General features: G+C 70.0%; 24 protein-coding genes. 12 read left to right on the top strand and 12 right to left on the bottom strand.

What is annotated here, in order from left to right; all coding sequences use genetic code 11:
* Positions 1-180: 180 nt before the first annotated feature.
* From NE236_RS06355 to NE236_RS06335, 5 genes are all read left to right on the top strand, one after another.
* Positions 181-1074, top strand: coding sequence for an ABC transporter ATP-binding protein (locus tag NE236_RS06355; protein ID WP_252840860.1), 894 nt, complete (start codon positions 181-183; stop codon positions 1072-1074).
* Entirely contained in the window at positions 1071-1961 is an 891-nt protein-coding gene (locus NE236_RS06350) for an ABC transporter permease (protein ID WP_252840859.1), read from the top strand. The genes NE236_RS06355 and NE236_RS06350 overlap by 4 nt, the downstream gene beginning before the upstream one ends.
* A gap of 123 nt (positions 1962-2084) precedes the next feature.
* The gene (locus tag NE236_RS06345; protein ID WP_252840858.1) at positions 2085-2996 is read left to right on the top strand and encodes an ABC transporter ATP-binding protein; all 912 of its coding nucleotides are present in this window, start codon (positions 2085-2087) and stop codon (positions 2994-2996) included.
* Complete coding sequence (locus NE236_RS06340) at positions 2996-3712, top strand: ABC transporter permease (RefSeq protein ID WP_252840857.1); 717 nt, start codon at positions 2996-2998, stop codon at positions 3710-3712. Before NE236_RS06345 ends, NE236_RS06340 begins: the two co-directional genes overlap by 1 nt.
* Positions 3713-3885: 173 nt before the next feature.
* Positions 3886-4302, top strand: coding sequence for a hypothetical protein (locus NE236_RS06335; protein WP_252840856.1), 417 nt, complete (start codon positions 3886-3888; stop codon positions 4300-4302).
* Between the two features lie 97 nt (positions 4303-4399).
* Here the strand turns inward: NE236_RS06335 and NE236_RS06330 are convergent, their stop codons facing one another.
* From NE236_RS06330 to rplM, 4 genes are all read right to left on the bottom strand, one after another.
* Positions 4400-4606 (bottom strand): dodecin family protein, encoded by a 207-nt coding sequence (locus NE236_RS06330; protein ID WP_252840855.1) that lies wholly within the window; start codon positions 4604-4606, stop codon positions 4400-4402.
* A 245-nt stretch (positions 4607-4851) separates the two neighbouring features.
* Complete coding sequence (glmM, locus tag NE236_RS06325) at positions 4852-6192, bottom strand: phosphoglucosamine mutase (RefSeq protein ID WP_252840854.1); 1341 nt, start codon at positions 6190-6192, stop codon at positions 4852-4854.
* A gap of 174 nt (positions 6193-6366) precedes the next feature.
* A complete protein-coding gene (gene rpsI, locus NE236_RS06320; protein WP_252840853.1) occupies positions 6367-6873 on the bottom strand; it encodes a 30S ribosomal protein S9 in 507 nt (168 codons plus the stop codon).
* Between the two features lie 33 nt (positions 6874-6906).
* Positions 6907-7350 (bottom strand): 50S ribosomal protein L13, encoded by a 444-nt coding sequence (rplM, locus tag NE236_RS06315; RefSeq protein WP_252840852.1) that lies wholly within the window; start codon positions 7348-7350, stop codon positions 6907-6909.
* A gap of 188 nt (positions 7351-7538) precedes the next feature.
* On the opposite strand from rplM, the gene NE236_RS06310 reads away from it, so the two are divergent.
* The 3 genes from NE236_RS06310 to NE236_RS06300 all read left to right on the top strand — a co-directional run bounded on the left by NE236_RS06310 (position 7539) and on the right by NE236_RS06300 (position 11211).
* On the top strand, positions 7539-8375 hold the full coding sequence (locus NE236_RS06310; protein ID WP_252840851.1) for a CAP domain-containing protein: 837 nt from the start codon (positions 7539-7541) through the stop codon (positions 8373-8375).
* 38 nt (positions 8376-8413) lie between these two features.
* Positions 8414-9583 (top strand): hypothetical protein, encoded by a 1170-nt coding sequence (locus NE236_RS06305; RefSeq protein ID WP_252840850.1) that lies wholly within the window; start codon positions 8414-8416, stop codon positions 9581-9583.
* Between the two features lie 233 nt (positions 9584-9816).
* Entirely contained in the window at positions 9817-11211 is a 1395-nt protein-coding gene (locus tag NE236_RS06300; protein WP_252840849.1) for a hypothetical protein, read from the top strand.
* Positions 11212-11364: 153 nt separating this feature from the next.
* Here the strand turns inward: NE236_RS06300 and truA are convergent, their stop codons facing one another.
* The 8 genes from truA to infA form a co-directional block, all read right to left on the bottom strand.
* A complete protein-coding gene (gene truA / locus NE236_RS06295) occupies positions 11365-12216 on the bottom strand; it encodes a tRNA pseudouridine(38-40) synthase TruA (RefSeq protein ID WP_252840848.1) in 852 nt (283 codons plus the stop codon).
* A gap of 342 nt (positions 12217-12558) precedes the next feature.
* The gene (rplQ, locus tag NE236_RS06290; protein WP_252840847.1) at positions 12559-13083 is read right to left on the bottom strand and encodes a 50S ribosomal protein L17; all 525 of its coding nucleotides are present in this window, start codon (positions 13081-13083) and stop codon (positions 12559-12561) included.
* Positions 13084-13361: 278 nt separating this feature from the next.
* A complete protein-coding gene (locus NE236_RS06285; protein ID WP_252840846.1) occupies positions 13362-14375 on the bottom strand; it encodes a DNA-directed RNA polymerase subunit alpha in 1014 nt (337 codons plus the stop codon).
* A gap of 94 nt (positions 14376-14469) precedes the next feature.
* Entirely contained in the window at positions 14470-15099 is a 630-nt protein-coding gene (gene rpsD / locus NE236_RS06280) for a 30S ribosomal protein S4 (RefSeq protein ID WP_252840845.1), read from the bottom strand.
* Positions 15100-15116: 17 nt separating this feature from the next.
* The gene (rpsK, locus tag NE236_RS06275; protein WP_141956756.1) at positions 15117-15518 is read right to left on the bottom strand and encodes a 30S ribosomal protein S11; all 402 of its coding nucleotides are present in this window, start codon (positions 15516-15518) and stop codon (positions 15117-15119) included.
* 91 nt (positions 15519-15609) lie between these two features.
* Entirely contained in the window at positions 15610-15990 is a 381-nt protein-coding gene (gene rpsM / locus NE236_RS06270) for a 30S ribosomal protein S13 (RefSeq protein WP_252840844.1), read from the bottom strand.
* A 157-nt stretch (positions 15991-16147) separates the two neighbouring features.
* On the bottom strand, positions 16148-16261 hold the full coding sequence (gene rpmJ, locus NE236_RS06265) for a 50S ribosomal protein L36 (protein ID WP_252780562.1): 114 nt from the start codon (positions 16259-16261) through the stop codon (positions 16148-16150).
* A gap of 119 nt (positions 16262-16380) precedes the next feature.
* Entirely contained in the window at positions 16381-16602 is a 222-nt protein-coding gene (gene infA / locus NE236_RS06260; RefSeq protein ID WP_067912209.1) for a translation initiation factor IF-1, read from the bottom strand.
* A gap of 304 nt (positions 16603-16906) precedes the next feature.
* Here infA and NE236_RS06255 point away from each other — a divergent pair, with 304 nt between their 5' ends.
* The 4 genes from NE236_RS06255 to NE236_RS06240 are packed head-to-tail and all read left to right on the top strand — an operon-like array spanning position 16907 to position 20563.
* The gene (locus NE236_RS06255; protein ID WP_252840843.1) at positions 16907-17299 is read left to right on the top strand and encodes a GntR family transcriptional regulator; all 393 of its coding nucleotides are present in this window, start codon (positions 16907-16909) and stop codon (positions 17297-17299) included.
* Entirely contained in the window at positions 17296-18165 is an 870-nt protein-coding gene (locus tag NE236_RS06250) for an ABC transporter ATP-binding protein (RefSeq protein ID WP_252840842.1), read from the top strand. Before NE236_RS06255 ends, NE236_RS06250 begins: the two co-directional genes overlap by 4 nt.
* Positions 18162-19151, top strand: coding sequence for an ABC-2 membrane transporter-related protein (locus tag NE236_RS06245; RefSeq protein ID WP_252840841.1), 990 nt, complete (start codon positions 18162-18164; stop codon positions 19149-19151). The genes NE236_RS06250 and NE236_RS06245 overlap by 4 nt, the downstream gene beginning before the upstream one ends.
* A gap of 59 nt (positions 19152-19210) precedes the next feature.
* Positions 19211-20563, top strand: coding sequence for a S53 family peptidase (locus NE236_RS06240; RefSeq protein ID WP_252840840.1), 1353 nt, complete (start codon positions 19211-19213; stop codon positions 20561-20563).
* The last annotated feature ends 9 nt before the right edge of the window (positions 20564-20572 follow it).

The following is a 20572-nucleotide window of genomic DNA, read 5'->3' as shown; positions in this document are numbered from 1 at the left end:
CGGCCCGGGGGGCGCCGGCGGCCCGGTCCGGGATGGCGGGGCCTCCGACCGCGCGAGGGCGCCTAGCGCCCACCGGTGCGCCGCGCGGTCCGAAAGAAGCGCGGAATCATCCCAAAGACGGGCAGAGCGTAGTGCCGAAGAGTGACGACGCGCCCGGCACCGCTCCACTAGGTTCGGATCATGTCCATCATCGCCACCCGGGGACTGACCATGCGGTTCCCCGGCGTGCTCGCGTTGGATCAGCTGACCGTCGACATCGAGCCCGGTGTCGTCGGGCTCGTCGGAGCCAACGGCGCGGGCAAGTCCACGCTCATCAAGATCCTGCTCGGCCTGCTCGAACCCACCAGCGGCCAGGCCGGCGTGCTCGGTCTCGACACCGCACGCGACTCCATGAAGATCCGTGAGCTGGTCGGCTACATGCCCGAGAACGACTGCCTGCCGCCGGACGTGTCGGCCACCGAGTTCATCGTGCACGTCGCCCGCGTGTCCGGCCTGCCGGCCACCGCCGCCCGGGAACGCGCCGCCGACACCCTTCGTCACGTCGGACTGTACGAGGAGCGGTACCGCCCGATCGGCGGCTACTCCACCGGCATGCGCCAGCGCGTCAAGCTGGCCCAGGCGCTCGTCCACGACCCGAAGCTCATCTTCCTCGACGAACCCACCAACGGGCTCGATCCGGCCGGGCGCGACGAGATGCTGGCCCTCGTCCGGCGGATCGGCGGCCAGTTCGGCATCAGCGTCCTGGTCACCTCCCACCTGCTCGGCGAGCTCGAGCGGGTCGCCGACCACCTGGTGATCATCGACGGCGGGCGCCTGCTGCGATCGCAGGCGGTCGCGGCCTTCACCCAGGCCAGCGGCGTGCTGGCGGTCGAGGTGGAGGAGGAGATGGACCGCCTCGGCGAGCACCTGGCCAACGCCGGGCTGCGCGTACGCCCGGACGGCCGCCTGCTGCTCGTCGACATCGCCGGCGAGACCACCTACGACGTCGTACGCGACACGGTCGCCGACCTCGGCCTGGCCCTCGTCCGCATGGAGAACCGCCGCCACCGCATCGAAGAGGTGTTCTCGACTTGACGAGCGTCATCCACGACATCGGGTACCGGCACTACGACGGCAAGCGCCTCGGCCGGGCGTACGCCGTCCGCTCCCTGTTCACGCACAACCTGCGCGCGGCGTACGGCCTGGGGCGGCCGGTCAAGGCGAAGATCATGCCCTTCCTGCTGTGCGCGATCATGCTGCTGCCCGCCGCGATCAGCGTGGCGATCACGGCGATCGCCGCCCAGGTCGGTGCCGGGCAGAACGTCGCCCTCATCCGCTACTCCGCCTACGCCATCTACCTGCAGCCCCTCATCGCGATCTTCCTGGCGGCGCAGGCACCGGTGCTCGCCTCTCGTGACCTGCGCTTCCACGTGACGCCGCTGTACTTCTCCCGGCCGCTGAGCCGCCTCGACTACGTGCTCGCGAAGTACACCGCGTTCACGACCGCGTTGTTCATCCTGCTGGCCACGCCCGTGACGATCCTCTACATCGGCGCGCTCGTCACCGAGCAGAAGCACCTCGGCACGCACACCCTGCACTGGCTCGGCGGCCTCGCGGGCTGCCTGATCTTCGCCCTGGTGCTCGCCGGCATCGGTCTCGTCGTGGCCGCGTTCACGCCGCGCCGCGGGTTCGGCGTCACCGCGGTCATGGCGGTCTACCTGCTCAGCACGACGGCGGTCGCCGCCGTACAGGGCATCGCCGAGAACCAGACGCAGTTCACGCTGGCCCAGTGGGCGGGGATGTTCGCCCCGTTCAACCTCGTCGACGGCGTGCAGGTGTGGGCGCTGCGCGCGAAGCAGGCCGCGCCCGAACCCCCGCCCCCGGGCCTCGGCGGGCCGGTGTTCGCCCTGGTGTGCGCCGCCGTCATCGCCGGCTCCGTCGCGATCCTCTACCTACGCTTCCGGAAGGCGGGTTCCCGATGAGCGAGCGAATCATGAGCATGGCGCGCCCGGTCACCCCTCCGACGAAGGAGGCCGCATGAACGAGCGGAGCGAGCGAATCATGAGCATGGCGCGCCCGATCACTCCTCCGACGAAGGAGGCCGCATGAGTGTGCTGGAGATCCGGGACGTCTCCCGGTGGTACGGCAACGTCGTCGCGGTCAACGGCATCACCATGACGATCGGGCCGGGCGTCACCGGACTGCTCGGGCCGAACGGCGCGGGCAAGTCCACCCTGATCCACATGATGGGCGGCTTCCTCTCCCCCTCCAGCGGACAGGTGAGCATCGACGGCCAGCGGATCTGGAAGAACCCGTCGGTGTACCGGCACATCGGGCTCGTGCCCGAGCGGGAGACGGCGTACGACTTCCTCACCGGCCGCCAGTTCGTCCGCGCGATGGCCAAGCTCCACCGCCTGCCCAACCCTGAGGCCGCCGCCGAACGCGCCCTCGGAATGGTGGAGATGGTCGAGCCGGCCGACCGGACCGTCGGCACGTACTCCAAGGGCATGAAGCAACGCGTCAAGATGGCCTCCGCCCTCGTCCACGACCCACCCGTGCTGCTGCTCGACGAGCCGTTCAACGGCATGGACCCCCGCCAGCGGCTGCACCTGATGGACCTGATCCGCAAGATGGCCGCCGAGGGCCGTACGGTGCTGTTCAGCTCGCACATCCTCGAAGAGGTCGAGCGGCTCGCGCACCACATCGAGGTCGTGGTGGCCGGGCGGCACGCCGCCTCCGGCGACTTCCGCGCCATCCGCCGGCTCATGACCGACCGCCCGCACATGTTCGTCGTCCGCTCCAGCGACGACCGGCGTCTGGCCGCCGCGCTCATCGCCGATCCGTCGACGCGCGGCGTCGAGCTGACCTCCGGCGGGCTCGAGGTGGAGGCCGTCGACTTCCGGCGGTTCTCCCTCCTCCTGCCGCAGCTGGCGCGTCAGGCCGACATCCGGCTGTGGGAGGTCGCCCCCGCCGACGAATCCCTCGAAAGCGTCTTCTCGTACCTGGTGGCGTCCTGATGAACACTGTCATCGCTTCGATCACGTTCCGCCAGATGCTGAGCAGGCGGCGGGCGCTGCTGCTGTTCCTCCTGCCCGCCCTCCTGCTGTTCCTCAGCATCGGCCTGCGGGTCAGCGGCCACAGCGACCTGGACAACGCCACGATGCTGCTGACGCAGTTCGGGCTCGGCGCGCTGCTGCCGCTGCTCGCCCTGCTCGCGGGCACCGGTGTGATCGCGCCGGAGATCGACGACGGCCAGATCATGTACATCATGACCAAGCCGATCGCGCGTCCGGTCATCTCCACGACCAAGTTCGCGGTCGCGGTCGTCCTGGTCGTCGCGTTCGGCGTCGTGCCGATCTTCGTCTCGGGCATCATCATGACGGGGCTGACCGCCGGCCTGGCGACCGGGTTCGCGATCGGCGCGCTGGTGGCGGGCATCGCCTACTGCGCGCTGTTCATCGCCATCGCGGTGCTCAGCCGGTTCGCGGTGACCATCGGCCTGATCTACGCCCTGGTCTGGGAGAACCTCATCGCGCGGTACGCCTCCGGCGCCAAGACCCTGTCGATCCGCCAGTGGGGCATCAGCGTCACCGACCTGGTCACCGACGCGACCGCGGTCAAGGCCGGGGTCGGTACGTCCACCGCCGTGCCGCTGCTGATCGTCGTGACCGTCGCGGGCGTCGCGTACGCCGGCTGGAAGCTCCGCACCCTGTCCATCACCGGCACCGAATGATTCCACCCCGACCGGGGCCGTGACGCACGCTCCCGCGGATCGAGAGCGACGCTCCTCACCGTCGTTGCGTCCAGATCTTCTCGGGCTACCGCCTTGCCATTTCCTCCGATCCATTGGATAGTACGAGTATCCAAGATTCGATAGTGACACTATCCTCTGACGGAGGAGATCGCATGCAGCCCCTGGCCCTCAGCACCGAGTCGCGGATGATCGCCGGTGCCGTGCTGCTCACCGTCGTCACCATCCAGGTCGGCGGCTGGTTCATGACGCGGATCGCCCGCGGTGAGGTGCCGATGACCGACTTCCAGAAGTCCTTCGCGCGTGCGGGCCACGGCCACGCGGGCGTCCTCGTGCTCCTCGGCCTCATCGGCCTGCTCTACGCGGACGCCACCGGCCTGACCGGCGTTCTGCTGTGGGTGGCCCGGCTGGGAGTGCCCGTCGCCGCGATCCTGATGTCCGCCGGATTCTTCGCCGCCTCCGCCGGCCGGAACGCCACCCGGCCCAACAGGTTCATCTGGGTGCTGTGGACAGGTGCGCTCTCCCTCGCCGCGGGCGTCATCAGCCTCGGCGCCGGGCTGCTGACCGCCTGAGCGACGGCGGCTCGGTGAACAGGCCAACGGGCCGGGTCGGACGCGAGGAGTCGGACCACCGGAGGCAGGTGTTCGCCGGGCGTCACCGCTGGGCGTGCTACTCCAGGACGAAGGTGACCAGCATTTTCACCTTGTAGCCGGTGATGTCCCCGTGCTCGGAGAGCTGCACCTCCTGCTCCTTGATCCACGCGGACTGGAGCCTGCGGAGGGTCTCGCCGGCCCGGCTGATGCCGACCTTGACCGCGTCTTCGAAACTCTTCTCCGAAATAGCACTGATCTCCGTGACACGCGCCACTGATGCCATGGGTGTTCGACCTTCGTCTCGTGGTGGCCGTCGCTCGGCGGCACGGCCGTCATGATCGACGTCTACCCGGACCGTAACGGTGCGTATCGACGACGTGCGTAAAGTCATGGCGATGCCGTCTCGCGCGTGCCCGCCCCCGGTCCGCTCCTCAGCAACCGAAGCCGCGAGCGCAGAGCCGTGCGGCCGTGACCCGGGCGTCGTGTGACCAGCCGGACCTGTCCCAGACCACGTGGTCTGGCCGCTGATCAGAGGGCGGTGCGGACGACCTCGGCGAGGCGGTCGGCGACGGCGCGGGCCTGGTCCTCGGCCGGCGCTTCGACCATGACACGCACCATCGGCTCGGTGCCGCTGGGGCGGATCAGCACCCGCCCGCTGTCGCCGAGCTCGGTCTCGGCGGCCTGCACCGCGGATGCCAGCTCGGGAGACGTCTTGGCCTTGGACTTGTCGACGCCCCTGACGTTGATCAGCACCTGCGGGAGCCGCGTCATCACCTTCGCCAGCTCGTCGAGGGGACGACGGCGGTGGGCGATGGTGGACAGGAGGTGCAGCCCGGTGAGCACGCCGTCTCCGGTCGTGGCGTGGTCGAGCATGATGACGTGGCCGGACTGCTCGCCGCCGAAGGAGTACCCGCCGGCCTTCATGGCCTCCAGGACGTACCGGTCACCGACGGCCGTCTCGACGACGCCCAGGCCCTGGTCGCGCATGGCGATCTTGAACCCGAGGTTGGACATGACCGTGGCGACGACCGTGTCGCCGGGCAGCTTGCCGGTGTCGCGCAGCTCCAGGGCCAGGATCGCCATGATCTGGTCGCCGTCGATGGCCTCGCCGGACCCGGTCACCGCGAGGCAGCGGTCGGCATCGCCGTCGTGGGCGATGCCGGCGTCCGCGCTGTTCTCGACGACGGCTCGCTGGAGGCGCTCCAGGTGGGTGGAGCCGTAACCGTCGTTGATGTTGAGGCCGTCGGGCGAGGCGCCGATGGCGATCACGGAGGCGCCGGCGCGGCGCAGGGCCTCCGGGGAGACGCCCGAGGCGGCGCCGTGCGCGCAGTCGACGACGACCCGCAGGCCGTCGAGCGAGCCGGGCAGCGTCGACAGCAGGTGGGCGATGTAGCTCTCGACCTCGCCGTGGGCGTCGCGGACCCGGCCGACGCCGGGGCCGGTCGGGCCGGACCAGTCCTCGCCCAGGTGCGCCTCGACCTGGTCCTCGATCTCGTCGGCGAGCTTGTGCCCGCCCCGGCCGAAGAACTTGATGCCGTTGTCGGGGGCCGGGTTGTGCGAGGCGGACAGCATGACGCCGAGGTCCGCGCCGAGCGACTGGGTGAGGTACGCCACGGCGGGCGTGGGGAGCACGCCGAGCCGGAGGACGTCGACCCCGGCCGAGGCGAGCCCGGCGACGACGGCGGCCTCGAGGAACTCACCGGAGGCGCGTGGGTCCCGGCCGACCACGGCGACGGGGCGGTGCCCCTCGAACGCGCCGACCTCGCCGAGGACGCGCGCCGCCGCGACCGACAGGTCGAGCGCGAGGTGAGCCGTCAGGTCGCGATTCGCGACCCCGCGTACGCCGTCGGTCCCGAACAGACGCGCCACCACAACACCCCACGATTCGAACGCACGAACTGATCGCGCCCGGATGCGCTCGCCGGGGCGCGACTGCGGAAGAAAGCGATCAGCGGCCCCGCCACGTGACGAGACCGCCGAGGTCCTGTCCGCCGACCGAGGCCGCCGTACGGGCGGAACCGGTGGGCCGGCGGACAGGCTGGATCAACGCTTGCTGTACTGCGGGGCCTTACGGGCCTTCTTGAGGCCGTACTTCTTCCGCTCCTTCGCCCGCGCGTCACGAGTGAGGAAGCCGGCCTTCTTCAGCGCCGGGCGGTTGTCCGGGTCGACCAGCTGCAGAGCGCGGGCGATGCCCAGACGCAGCGCACCGGCCTGACCGGTGACGCCGCCGCCGCTCACGCGGGCGATGACGTCGAACTGGTCCTCAAGACCCAGGGTCACGAACGGCTCGTTCACGACCTGCTGGTGGACCTTGTTGGGGAAGTACGTGTCCAGGGAGCGACCGTTGATCGTCCACTTCCCGGAGCCCGGGACGATGCGGACGCGCGCGATGGCCTCCTTGCGGCGGCCGGTGCCGGCGGCCGGGCCGGTCAGCACCGGACGAGGGGCGTCGTCGACGACGACCTCCGCGGACTCGGAGGTGTAGTCCCCCACGTACTCTTCGAACTCGGCGCCTTCAATGGGCGTCTCGACACCGGTGGGCTCGGCCACGGTACTCCTCAGGATCTCTTTCGATGCCGCGCGTTACTGCGCGATCTGCTTGATGTCGTAGGGAACCGGCTGCTGCGCCTGGTGCGGGTGCTCGGGGCCTGCGTAGACCTTCACCTTGCTGAACATCTTGCGGCCCAACGAGTTCTTGGGAAGCATGCCCTTGATCGCCTTTTCCACGGCACGCTCGGGGTTCTTCTCCATCAGGTCGGCGTAGGCGACAGAGCGCAGACCACCGGGGTAGCCGGAGTGGCGGTAGGCCTTCTTCTGCTCGAGCTTCTTGCCCGAGAGCGCCACCTTGCCGGCGTTGATGATGATGACGAAGTCACCCGTGTCGAGATGTGGGGCGTAGATCGGCTTGTGCTTACCCCGCAGCAGTGTCGCGACCTGGCTGGCCAGCCGACCCAGCACGACATCGGTCGCGTCGATGACGTGCCACTGACGCTGGACGTCAGCAGGCTTAGGGGTGTAGGTGCGCACGGTCGTAAGCCTTCGTTTCGTGTCTGACAACAGAGAGTGGGTCCGCCGGACGGCCTTGTGCCGCCGCAGGCCCTGTGGGTCGAGCGACCCGATGACGGGCACGCTGACGCACACAACGAACTAGCAGACTACCGGCCCACACGCCAGCGGGCAAAGCGAGCGTCCCAGGACGCCCTCCATCGTCGGACATGACGATCGTATGGCTGTCCTCGCACACACCATATACCTGTGACTTCTCCCGGAACGCCGGACTTGCGGCGCTTCGCGGGCCTATAGTGCTGGTCCTCCGCAGCCCCCAGGAGGATCCCCTGTCCGCGAAGCGCGTGAAACGCCGCGTCCAGGCATTCGTGCTGTTGGCCATCGCGGTCTTCGTCTCCGGCGGCGTCGCCGCCCGGTCGCTCTGGAGCGCCGCCCAGCAGCACACTCCCTCGCCGGTCTCCACGCCCGCGCGGGACATGGCCGTCGTCCCCAGCCCCGAGGGCGCGGCGGTCCGCCCCTCCGCCGGCCCCTCCAGCGCCCGCCCGTCGCACGTGGCCCGCAGGTCCAAGAGCCCGACGGCGAAACGAAAGCCCCCGACGCACAGCGCCACGCCGCGCGCCACCCGGTCGACGACGGCCGCCGCCCCGGCCAAGGGCGGCAGCGCGGGCGCGTCGGCGGAGAGTACGGCGGTGAGTCTCACCAATGCTCAGCGGGCCGCACACGGCTGCTCGGCCCTGCGGGTCGACACCCGTCTCCGGACGGCCGCCCGGAACCACTCGGCGGACATGCGTGAGCGGAATTACTTCGAGCACGACTCGCCGGACGGCCGGACCCCCTGGGACCGCATCAAGGCGGCCGGCTACACGGTCCCCGGTGCGGAGAACATCGCCAAGGGCTACCCGACCGCGCAGGCCGTCGTCCAGGGCTGGATGAACAGCCCCGGGCACCGGGCGAACATTCTGAACTGCAAGCTCAAAGCCGTCGGAATCGGGGTCGAATACGGCTCCGGCGGACCATGGTGGACTCAGGACTTCGGCTTCAAGTAAGCACCTGAACACGCATACGAGCAGGTAGGGTCCCTTTCATGGCTTTTCCGGGTGATAAACAGCAACCCGGCGGCTGGGGAGCTCCGCAGCCGCCGCAGTCGCCGTACGGCCCGGCCGAGGACCAGGCCGCCCACGGCGGTTCGCTTTTCGATCGCTCGTACGGTTCGGGCCCTTCGCGCGACGCGGAGCCCCCGAACCGGTACGACGGCGGCCCGGGCTCCTACGGCCAGGCTCCCCCGTACGGCGCGGAGCAGGTGGGCGGCTACGGCCAGGAGCCACCGCCCTACGGCCAGGACGCCGGCGGCTACGGCGCCGGGCCGGGCGGCGCCGGGGAAGGCCCGTACGGAGGCGGTGCGGGCGGTTACGGACCTCCGGGCGGGCCCGGGGGCCAGAGCCGGTACGGCGAGGTTCCGGGCGCCCACGGCGACGACGCGGCGTACTTCGCCCCCGGCGACGAGGAGCGGTCGGGCGGCGGCAAGAAGCCGCTGATCATCGGTGCGGCCGCCGCCGCCGGCATCGTGGTCATCGGCGGCGGAGCGGCACTGGCGCTGTCCGGGGGCGGCGGTGACGACAAGCCGAAGCCGACCGCGGCGACCTCGAAGGCCGCCGTTCTGCCGCCGAAGTCCCCCACCGCGAACCCCACTCCCACGCCGACCGAGACCGGGAAGGGCGAGCGTCTCGCGGGCCGTGCGACGGACCCGAAGCCGCTCACCCTGAACGAGGTCTTCAAGAACAAGAAGTTCAAGGCGGGTGGTCGCACCTACCTGATCACCACGTGGCGCTCGGACTCCAAGTGCGCGAACGGCGTGCACGGCACGACCTTCCGCAAGGCCCTCGGCCGGGCGGGATGCACCCAGGTGCTGCGGGCGACGTTCAGCAACGGCAAGTTCGTCGGCACCATCGGCGTGCTCAACCTCAAGACGGACAGCGTGGCCAGGGCGGCGCAGCAGGCGTCCCGCCCGAAGGACGCGTACGTCCTGCCCCTGCCCGGCGCCGGAACCACCAGCAAGATCGGCAAGGGGCTGTCGCTCACGACCGCCGATCCCGAGGGCCACTACCTGATCATGAGCTGGGTGCAGTACCCGAACGGCAAGAAGATCGCCCAGAGTGACTACTCCGGGGTGACCGCATTCGTACAGAATGCGACAATTGGTAGCAATCTGCGACCAGCCCTGAACTATCGGTCAATGGTTGGCAAACCCGCATAATAGACACTGCTCGCTAATACCCTAGTGACCATGTCTGGCCGTGACGAGACTTTCGTACCGACCGAAAAGGAAGGGCCGAAGCCTCCCCCGCCGCACCCGTCGACACCGGCACCGCCCGGGGTCGGCCGCGGCGAACCGGCTGAGAATCCCCTCGTCACCCCCAGGCCGCCGATGTGCCGCCGGGCGACCCGGCTCGTTCCGGACCGCCCCCGGTACCCGACGCCGAGGAGAGCATGACCGCGCCACCCCCGCGTCCCGGATCCTCCGCGCCCGACGCGAATAAGAGGACGACGGCCCCGCCACCGGCCGCGACGCCTTCGGAGTTCCGCTTCGACCGTCCGCCCGCCCCTGGCTCGGCCGCGGCGTCTCCGCACGGCCCGATGGGCGCCTCCGAGCACCGCCACGACGGGCCCCCCATGGCGGGCGGCCCCGCGTCCACCGACACCGATCCGGCGACGCACACGACCGTGCCCCTGGCGGCCCCGTACCGTCCGCCTCACCACCCCTCCGGCCCGGCCACGGCTTCCTCGGCTGCGCCGGCGACCGCGTACGGCCTGTTCACGGACGCGGCCGACAACGCCGCGGAGAAGACCGTGACGGACGTCCTGGAGCCGGAGCCGCGCACCGCCCTGACCATGGCGCGCCACAGGGACGACCCACCTCTCTCCGCCGCGGAGAGCACCACACCACCGCTCATGCCCGACGCGATCCTCCCCCCGGGCACGATCCCCGAGGCACCGGCGGACCCGGAGCCCGAGCCCGAGATGGACGCCAGCCGGCCCACTCCCCGCCTCGGCTCCGGAGAGCCCGGCCCTGGCGGGCCCGGCGGGCCTGACGGTCCGCGCGGCCCGCACCGGTCCCGGCGCGGCGGCGCGGGCGCGTCCGGGGCCCCCGGAGCGCTCCTGATCGGCGGTGGCGCGCTGGCCGCCCTCCTGCTCGGCGGCGGCGGTGTTCTCGCCTACACGACGATGTCCGACGACGCGCCGAAGAAGCACCCGGTGGCCGCCCCGCCGACCCGCGCGTCGCAGCCGCCGCCCACCCCGAGCCCGGCGACTCCGACGCCGGCCCGGACGTCGGAGAAGCCGAAGCCCAAGCCGAAGCCGACGCCCGTCGACATCAGGGACGAGAAGAAGGATCCCAAGCCGCTGAGCGTCAACGAGGCGTTCCCGGCCAACAGGATCAAGGTGGCCGGGCACACGTTCGTCCTGATGAAGACCGTCCCGAACGACCACTGCAACCTGACCGCCAACGGGCCCTTCAGCGCCGAGCTGACCCATCAGCACTGCCGCCGGGTCGTACGGGCGACGTTCGTCTCCGACGACAAGAAGCTGGCGGTGACGACCGGGATCGCGGCCATGCCCACGGACGCCGCCGCGGCGGCCGCGATGAAGGCGCAGGACGCCGAGCACTACAAGTGGTTCCGGGGCATGAAGGCCACCAACGCGCCCAAGATCGACCAAGGCGGCGGTTACGCCGTGAGCCTGCAGCGCGGCCGGTACATCATCTACTCGTACGCGATGTACGCCGACGCCCACAAGCCGAAGCCGGACGACACGACCCTCAAGGACGTCGCCAACGGCTTCCGCGACACCACGAGCAAGCCGATCGACGCGCGCGCGAAGAACTGAGAGAGGCGACGGCGCGACGCGCCGTCGCCGCCTCCAGCCGTGCGACGACCGCTGAGGACGGCCTCCGGCGCAACCAGAGGCCCCCGGGCCCGCCTTCAGCCCGTGGCGAGCTCCCCAAGGCCCGTACGCGTCGCCGCGGGAGCCGAGACGCCGTCAGCCCGCCTGGCGCTCCTCCGGGGACGTCACGCCCAGGACCCGCACCCGGCGGGTCTCCTGCGCCCGGACGGCGAGCAGCCCGGCCTCCGGGTAGGTGACCTCCTCCAGCGCCAGGCCGTGCGGCGCGAGGACCTGAACCGCGGAGTCGCGGACGCCGCCGGCGAGCACCTCGGACGGCCACTCGACCGGGCGCCGCCGGTCCCCGACCGCGAGCAGCGCGCCCACGATGGCGCGCACCATGGAGTGGCAGAAGGCGTCCGCCACGACGGTCGCCACGGCCACGTCGGCCGACTCGCGCTCCCAGTCATAGCGCAGCAGCCGCCGGATCGTCGTCGCGCCCTCGCGCCTGCGGCAGTACGCCGCGAAGTCGTTCTCACCCAACAGCAGCGCGCTGGCGGCGTTCATCCGATCCAGGTCGAGGGGCCGCGGATGCCACAGCACCTCATGGCGCCGCATCGGGTCGACGCCGACCGGGTTGTCGCAGACACGGTAGGCGTACCGGCGCGACAGCGCGGAGAACCGCGCGTCGAAACCCTCCGGCGCCTGGCCGATCCGCCAGATCCGTACGTCCGGCGGGAGCACTCCGGCCATACGGCGCGGCAGTGTGCCGTTCACCTGGGAGTAGGCCGCCACCGGGACGACGACGTGCGCGACCTGGCCACGCGCGTGCACACCGGCGTCCGTGCGGCCCGCCACCGTGAGCACCGGCGGCGGATCGAGCCGCAGCACCCGGCCCAGAGCGTCCTCGATGACGCCCTGCACGGTTCGCCGCCCCGGCTGCCGCGCCCAGCCGGCGAAGCCCGACCCGTCGTAGGCGAGGTCGAGCCGAAGTCGTACCAGAGCGGTCATCGGGATCGCGGCGTGCGGTCCCCGGCCTTCGGACCGAAGACAGAACGCCGCCTCCCCCCTTCTGTTACCGTGGGCGAGTCGGTGATGGCGCGGCAAAGTCGCGTCCAGGCGGGCATAGTCCGGGCAGGCACAGTCCAAGTAGGCCCAGTCCAAGCAGGGACAGACGGCACGCCGAGCCCCCCGGCCATCGGGCGGGGCCTCAGACGGCGAACCACCGGCTTCTCCTTCGTTGACGGAACGGCACGCGCGCCTTCCGGCGGGATGAGCATGCCGCCACAAGTCTTTCAAACAACGAGCCCGCCGTCCCGTAGGGGCGCGGCGGGCTGCGTCGTAAACGTTGTGCTACTTCTTCTCGTCGGCCTCGGTGTCGTCCGCCGCGGCCTCCGCCTTCGGCTCCTCGGCGGCCGGCTCCTCAGCCGTTGCCACCGGGGTCGCCTCGGTCTCCTCGGCGGCGGGCGCCGGGGCCTCGGCCGGGGCGGCCGTCGTACGGGTCGTCACCGCGGACGGCCCGGCCTCCTCGACCAGCTCGATCAGCGCCATGGGCGCGTTGTCGCCCTTACGCGGGCCGAGCTTGGTGATCCGGGTGTAGCCGCCCGGGCGGTTCTCGAACCGCGGGCCGATCTCGGTGAAGAGCGTGTGGACGACGCCCTTGTCCCGCACGACGGAGAGGACCTGGCGCCGCGCGCCGAGGTCGCCGCGCTTGGCCTTGGTGATCAGCTTCTCCGCCAGCGGACGCAGCCGCCGGGCCTTGGCCTCGGTCGTCGTGATGCGGCCGTGCTCGAACAGCGCGGTGGCGAGGTTCGACAGGATGAGGCGCTGGTGCGCCGGGCTGCCGCCGAGACGAGGGCCCTTGGTGGGCGTGGGCATGAATCCCTCTCCTTGTTTCAACCCGCACCGGCCGTATGAGGTACCGGTGTCGGTCCGGCGAGACCGGAGCCCCGCCGAGTGTCGGTGACGGTGGGCGACCCGTCAAGGGCCGCCCACGGTCAGAAGTGCCGTGCTAAATGGTCGGACTCGGCTCCTCGTTCGCTTCGCGGGCGGCTCGTTCCTCGCCGACCACTCCGCTCACCGCGGGCCTCGCCTCTCCTGGGGCCTTTCTCAAAGCCCCGCTGTCCTACTGCGCGGCGCGGACTTCGAGACAGGCCCTAGTACTGCTCGGTCTCCGCGTAGCTCTGGTCCTCGTCGCCATAGGCGTCCGCCGCCGCCGTCGGGTCGAACCCGGGCGGGGAGTCCTTCAGCGTGAGGCCCATGTCGTTGAGCTTCTGCTTGACCTCTTCGATCGACTTGGCGCCGAAATTCCTTATATCGAGCAGGTCCTGCTCGCTGCGGGCCACGAGCTCACCCACGGTGTGGATGCCCTCGCGCTTGAGGCAGTTGTAGGACCGGACCGTGAGGTTGAGCTCCTCGATCGGCAGCGCCAGGTCCGCCGCGAGGGCGGCGTCCGTCGGAGACGGGCCCATGTCGATGCCCTCGGCCTCGACGTTGAGCTCCCGGGCCAGGCCGAACAGCTCGACGAGGGTCTTGCCGGCGCTCGCCACCGCGTCACGCGGCAGCATCGCGGGCTTGGTCTCGACGTCGACGATCAGCCGGTCGAAGTCGGTGCGCTGCTCGACACGCGTCGCCTCGACCTTGTAGGTGACCTTCAGCACCGGGGAGTAGATCGAGTCGATTGGGACCCGGCCGATCTCCTGACCCGGCTGCTTGTTCTGGGCGGCGGAGACGTAGCCACGGCCACGCTCCACGGTGAGCTCCATCTCCAGCTTCGCCTTGTTGTTCAGCGTGGCGATGTGGAGCTCGGGGTTGTGCACCTCGACACCGGCCGGCGGCGCGATGTCGGCGGCGGTGACCTCACCGGGGCCCTGCTTGCGGAGGTACATCACGACCGGCTCGTCGTGCTCGGAGGAGACGACGAGCTCCTTGAGGTTCAGGATGATGTCGGTGACATCCTCCTTGACCCCCGGGATCGTGGAGAACTCGTGCAGCACGCCCTCGATCCGGATGCTGGTGACCGCGGCACCCGGGATGGAGGACAGGAGCGTACGGCGGAGCGAGTTGCCGATGGTGTAGCCGAAGCCCGGCTCCAGCGGCTCGATCGTGAACCGCGACCGGAACTCGTCGACCTGCTCCTCGGTGAGGGTCGGTCGCTGTGCGATCAGCATTTCTTACTTCCTTCCCGCGGCGCCCGCTATATGACTGCCGCGATCTCACACTGCGGGGCGCACGCCATGGGGCGTGCGCCCGCACGAGTGGACGTCAGCGCTTGGCGTACCACTCGACGATGAGCTGCTCCTGGACCGGCGCGTCGATGTGCTGACGGACCGGCATGGAGTGCACCAGGATGCGCATCCGGTCGGGCACGACCTCGATCCACGCCGGGACCGGACGCTCGCCGACCTCGGCGCGCGCGACCACGAACGGAGTGTCCTCGAGGGACTTCTGGCGCACCTCGATGATGTCCCGCTCGCTCACGCGGTACGACGGGATGTCGACCTTCCGGCCGTTGACCACGAAGTGGCCGTGACGGACCAGCTGACGGGCCATGTCGCGGCTCTTGGCGAAGCCCGCGCGGTAGACCACGTTGTCGAGGCGGCGCTCGAGCAGGGTCAGCAGGTTGTCACCCGTCTTGCCCGTCCGGCGGTTCGCCTCCTTGTAGTAGTTGACGAACTGGGCCTCGAGGACGCCGTAGATGCGACGGGCCTTCTGCTTCTCCCGGAGCTGGAGCATGTGCTCGCTCTCCTTGGGACGGCCACGACCGTGCTCACCCGGCGGGTACGGCCGGATCTCGATCGGGCACTTCGGGCCCTCGCACTTGCTCCCCTTGAGGAACAGTTTCATCTTCTCGCGGCGGCACAGCTTGCAGTCGGCGCCGGTGTATCGAGCCATCTCTCTTCTTCCCTAACTCAGACGCGGCGGCGCTTGGGCGGGCGGCAGCCGTTGTGCGGCACCGGGGTGACGTCCTGGATGGAACCGACCTCGAGGCCGGTCGCCTGCAGCGACCGGATCGCGGTCTCGCGACCGGAGCCCGGGCCCTTCACGAAGACGTCGACCTTGCGCATGCCGTGCTCCATGGCGCGACGCGCGGCGGCCTCGGCCGCCATCTGAGCGGCGAACGGCGTCGACTTACGCGAGCCCTTGAAGCCCACGTGACCGGCGCTGGCCCACGCGATCACGGCGCCCACGGGGTCCGTGATCGTGACGATCGTGTTGTTGAACGTGCTCTTGATGTGGGCATGCCCGTGAGCGACGTTCTTCTTTTCCTTCCGGCGCACCTTCTTGGCGCCGGTGCGGCTCTTTGGCGGCATCTGCTCTCAAATCTCCTGGAGGTCGTCGATCCGTCGGCCCCGGGCCCGGTCACCGGTGTTCGCCGGAAGGGAGGGCCCGAGGGACCGGGGACTACTTCTTGCCGGTCTTCTTCTTGCCGGCCACGGTCTTCTTCTTGCCCTTGCGCGTACGCGCGTTGGTCTGCGTCCGCTGACCGTGCACCGGCAGGCCACGACGGTGCCGGATGCCCTGGTAACAGCCGATCTCGATCTTGCGACGGATGTCGGCCTGGATCTCGCGGCGGAGGTCGCCCTCGATCCGGTAGTTGGCCTCGATCCAGTCACGGAGCTGGATCAGCTCGTCGTCACCGAGCTCGTGGACCCGACGGTCACCGCTGATGCCGGTTTCCTTCAGGGTCTCGAGGGCACGGGTGCGGCCGATGCCGAAGATGTAGGTGAGAGCGACCTCGAGGCGCTTTTCGCGCGGGAGGTCGACGCCGAGGAGGCGTGCCATCTCGGGCAGTTCCCTTCTGTTTCACGGAGGTCTGCGCTCCGCATCCTCGCCCCTGCCCGGGCGAGGCCCCGGCCTCCGACCGGGGGTTGCTCCTCATCGGAGCCGCGGAACGTCGGAATGTGCGACCGCGCCGAACGAGTTCGACGCGGCGTCGTCGTCAGCCCTGACGCTGCTTGTGGCGCGGGTCATCGCAGATGACCATGACCCGGCCGTGCCGACGGATGATGCGGCACTTGCTGCAGATCTTCTTGACGCTCGGCTTGACCTTCACTGGGTCTCCTCTTGCAGGGTCACCCCCGCGCTGCCGAGCCGTTGTGAGACAACGACGGCATCACTGCCGAAGCCGCTCACCAACCGACTATACGCGGGGAAGGCAACCCCAGTGGGTGGTTATTTGTACCGGTAGACGATCCGACCGCGCGTGAGGTCGTAGGGGCTCAGCTCCACGACGACGCGGTCATCGGGCAGAATCCGGATGTAGTGCATCCGCATCTTCCCGCTGATGTGGGCGAGCACCTTGTGCCCGTTGTCGAGCTCTACCCGGAACATGGCGTTCGGTAGTGACTCGACGACGGTGCCTTCGATCTCGATGGCCCCTTCTTTTTTGGGCATGTCCTCCGCGCTTCACTGATCGGTTCGTCTGGAGAACGGCCTCCGTGGGCACCGACACACCTCGAGGCATGCGGGCATGAGCCAACACGGGACCGACAAAGGAGTCTACGTCACACGCCACGGAATACGAAATCCGGATCCGGACTCCGTGTCGAGGACGTCACCCTCCCCCTCAACCCGTCGAGGGGGCGCTTCATTTCGCCCCGCGTCGATCACCTTGCGACCGCACCCGAGACCTCGCCTTGACGCCGCACCGAGACGATCACTATCGTTCTACTAACATCATAGAAGAAGGGAACGAGGAGTGTTCCAGTTCCGATTGGACGGATCCAGCGGCGTCCCGCCCTATCTGCAGATCGTCCACCAGGTGCGCCAGGCCCTGTTGCTGGGATACCTGCGGACCGGGGACCAGCTGCCCACCGTGAAGGAGGTGGTCGCCTCCTTGGCGATCAATCCGAATACGGTGGTGAAGGCCTACCGTCAGCTGGAGAACGAGGGGATGGTGACCGCCCGGCCGGGGCAGGGCACCTTCATCACCGCCTCCATCGAGCCGGTGGCCCCAGGACCGTACGCCCGATTGCGGCGCTCGCTCGAGCAGTGGGTCCGCGACGCCTATGCCGCCGGGCTGGACGACGAGACGGTCACGGCCATGTTCGCCACCATCCGCAACGAGCTACGGGCGGAGGGAGTGGCGTGAGCCCGGCGCTGGAGACCAAAGGGCTGGGCATGCGGTACGGCAGGGCGTGGGCGTTGCGGGACTGCTCCGTGCGGCTGCCCGCCGGGTCGGTGATCGCCCTGGTCGGCCCGAACGGTGCCGGGAAGACCACCTTCCTGCAGCTGGTCACCGGACTGCTGCGCCCGACGGAGGGCACCGTCGAGGTCTTCGGCCAGGACGCCCGCGCCGGCTCGGCCGAGGCGCTGGCCCGCGTCGGTTTCGTCGCCCAGGAACACCCGCTCTACCCGGGATTCACGGTCGCCGACCTGCTGCGGATGGGACGCTCGCTCAACCTGCGCTGGGACCGGCCGCTGGCCGAGCGGCGGCTCGAGGAGCTCGGCATCCCCCTGGCCAAGCGCGCAGGAGATCTGTCCGGCGGTCAGCAGGCGCAGGTCGCGTTGGCGCTGGCCCTGGCCAAGCGTCCCGCACTGCTGGTGCTGGATGAACCGCTGGCCAGCCTGGATCCGATCGCTCGCCGCGACTTCATGCGCACGGTGATGGCCGCCGTCGCCGAAGACGAGATCACCGTCCTGCTGTCCTCCCACGTGATCGCCGACCTGGAGGCGGTCTGTGACTGGCTGGTGCTCCTGAAGGACGGCCGGCTCCAGCTCGCCGGGGAGATCGAGGACGTACTGGCCGACCACCGGATGCTCACCGGCCCGCGCACCGATGACGAACCGGCGGTCCCCGGGCTCGTACGCGCGACGCACAGCGATCGCCACACCGATCTGCTGGTCCGCGCCGCGACGGACCGGCCCGAGTTGCATCCGACCTGGCGATCTCACCCGGTCGGGCTGGAAGAGCTCATCCTCGCCTACCTCGAACAACCGACGGAGATCGCCCGATGATCTGGCTCACCTGGCGTCAGCACCGCGCCCAGGCGCTCGCCGGCCTGGCGCTCATCGGCCTCACGGCCTTGGTCTTCCTGCCCTACGGTCACGCGATCCGTGACGCCTACGCCCAGCACGGCGTCGGACCGTGCCTGGTCCGGGGCACCGGTGGCGACGGCTGCCAATCGGCCATGTCCACGTTCATGAGCCGGTTCAACGGCATCGCCAACCACCTGCTGACCTGGTTCACACCGGTACCCGGCCTGATCGGCGCGATCGTCGGCGCGAGCCTGCTCGGCCGCGAATACGAGCACGGCACCTGGCGCCTGGCCTGGACCCAGGCCGTCCCCCGAACCCGATGGCTGACCGACAAGATCCTGCTGGTCGGTCTCGGGATCGTAGTGATCACCGCGAGCCTCAGCGCCGTCTTCGGCTGGTTCCGCAGCCCGATAGACGACGTGTCCGGCAGATTCTCGCCAGGGGCGTTCGACCTTGAAGGCCTCTCCCTCACCGGATACACCCTCTTCGCCTTCGCGGCGGGCGTCCTGGCCGGGCTGCTGTTCCGCCACACCGTTCCGGCGATCGCCACGGCATTCGCCGCCTTCATGGCGGTACGGCTTCCGGTGGAGTTCTGGCTGCGGCAGCGGTACCAGACGCCGGCGACCCGCTTGCTCCCTCCGACCGGCCACTGGGGCAGCGTCGGTCCGATGGCCGTGCCCATCACGCCGGGCACGCCGGGCTGGACCCTCAGCGAAAACCTGGTCGACAAGACCGGCCACCCGATCTCCGCCGCCGTCCAGGACCAGATCTCCCGGCGAACCCAGGCACTCGGCGGCCCGGCCGCCGACTCCTATCTGCGCGGACTCGGACTGCACCTCAAAGTCGTCTACCAGCCCGCGAACCGGTTCTGGACCTTCCAGATCGTCGAGGCCGCACTGTTCCTCGGCCTCGCCGCCGTACTTCTCGGCGTCTCGGTCCGGCTGCTGCACCGCCGCAGCGCCTGACGCCCGAAACGCACCTTCTGAACACCACGAGTTCCATCGGCATGCCCTGAGGAGAAAATGTGATCGTCCGAATCGGCGCCCGTCCGGACGTCTCGCCGCATCCGCGGCTGCGGGTCGCGACGGGCCTATCCGTTGCGGTGATGCTCATCGCCGCGGCCGGGTGCGCGCACGCAGGCGAAAGCACCGCCCGAGCCGTATCGGCCAGTCCACCCGACAGTGTGGCGACGGCCTGCGATTCCCTGACCACCTGCTATACGCCCTACCAGCTCCGGGTGGCCTACGGCATCCAGCCCCTGCTGGACCGAGGGATCGACGGCCGCGGCAAGACCATCGTGGTCCCCGCACTCGCCGCCGAGCAGCCGGCCCCGCCGAAAGTCAGCGACATCCGCCAGGACATGAGGCGGTTCGACGACCTGTTCGGCCTGCCCGCCGTGCGGCTCAAGGTCGACGCCACGCTCGCCGGAAAGGTCTCGCCCTGGCTGGCCACCGGGGAGGAAGTGCAAGACGTCCAGATCCTGCACGCGGTCGCCCCCGCCGCGACGATCCGCGTGGTCCTGGTCAAGCCGACGGCCCTCAGTAGCCCGGCCAGCGCCATGGCCGCGCTGACCGGAGCACTGCGGCGTGGCCTCTCCAGCGCCGACGTGATCTCGATCAGCGCCGGCTGGGGCGAACACTGCCTCACCCGTGCCCAGGTCGCCCGGCAGCACGCGGTGCTGCAGGCCGCCCGGGATCGCGACGTCACGGTGGTCGCCGGCTCCGGCGACACCGGCGCCGTGAGCAGGCCCTGCCCCGGCTCCACGCCTCAGGACCCCTGGGCCCCGGTCAAGGAGGTCAGCGCGCCGGCCTCCGACCCGCTCGTCCTCGCCGCAGGCGGCACGACCTTCACGGCCGACCACAAGACCGGCGCGTACACCGGCGAGACCACGTGGAGCGTCCCGTCGCACTCCCAGGGAACCGGCGGCGGGTTCAGCCACCTGTTCTCCCGGCCCGGCTATCAGAAAGGCGTTACCAGCACGGCCCGCGCGGTGCCCGACGTCGCCGCCGACGCCGCCCCCAGCACCGGTATGGCGATGGTCATCAGCGAGAACGACCAGGAGTACACCATCCACGGAGCCAGCGGCACCAGCGCCAGCACCCCGCTCTGGGCCGGGCTGATCGCCCTGGCCGACCAGGCCGCCGGACACGACGTGGGCTTCGTCAACCCCGCGATCTACCGCATCGGCCACAGTTCCGCCCGCCGGACGGCCTTCCACGACGTCACCACGGGGAACAACACCGTGACCGTCTCCGACAAGACCATCACCGGCTACCAGGCAATACCGGGCTACGACCCGGTCACCGGCTGGGGCAGCCCGAACGCCCGCGTACTCGTCCCCCTGCTCGCCCGCTACGCCGCGGGACGAGCGCGATGAGGGTGAGGG

This window comes from Actinoallomurus purpureus (assembly GCF_024055795.1).
Taxonomy (GTDB): domain Bacteria; phylum Actinomycetota; class Actinomycetes; order Streptosporangiales; family Streptosporangiaceae; genus Actinoallomurus; species Actinoallomurus purpureus.
Note: the sequence above shows the minus strand (reverse complement) of the source record. Positions and strands in the feature narration are given on the sequence as shown.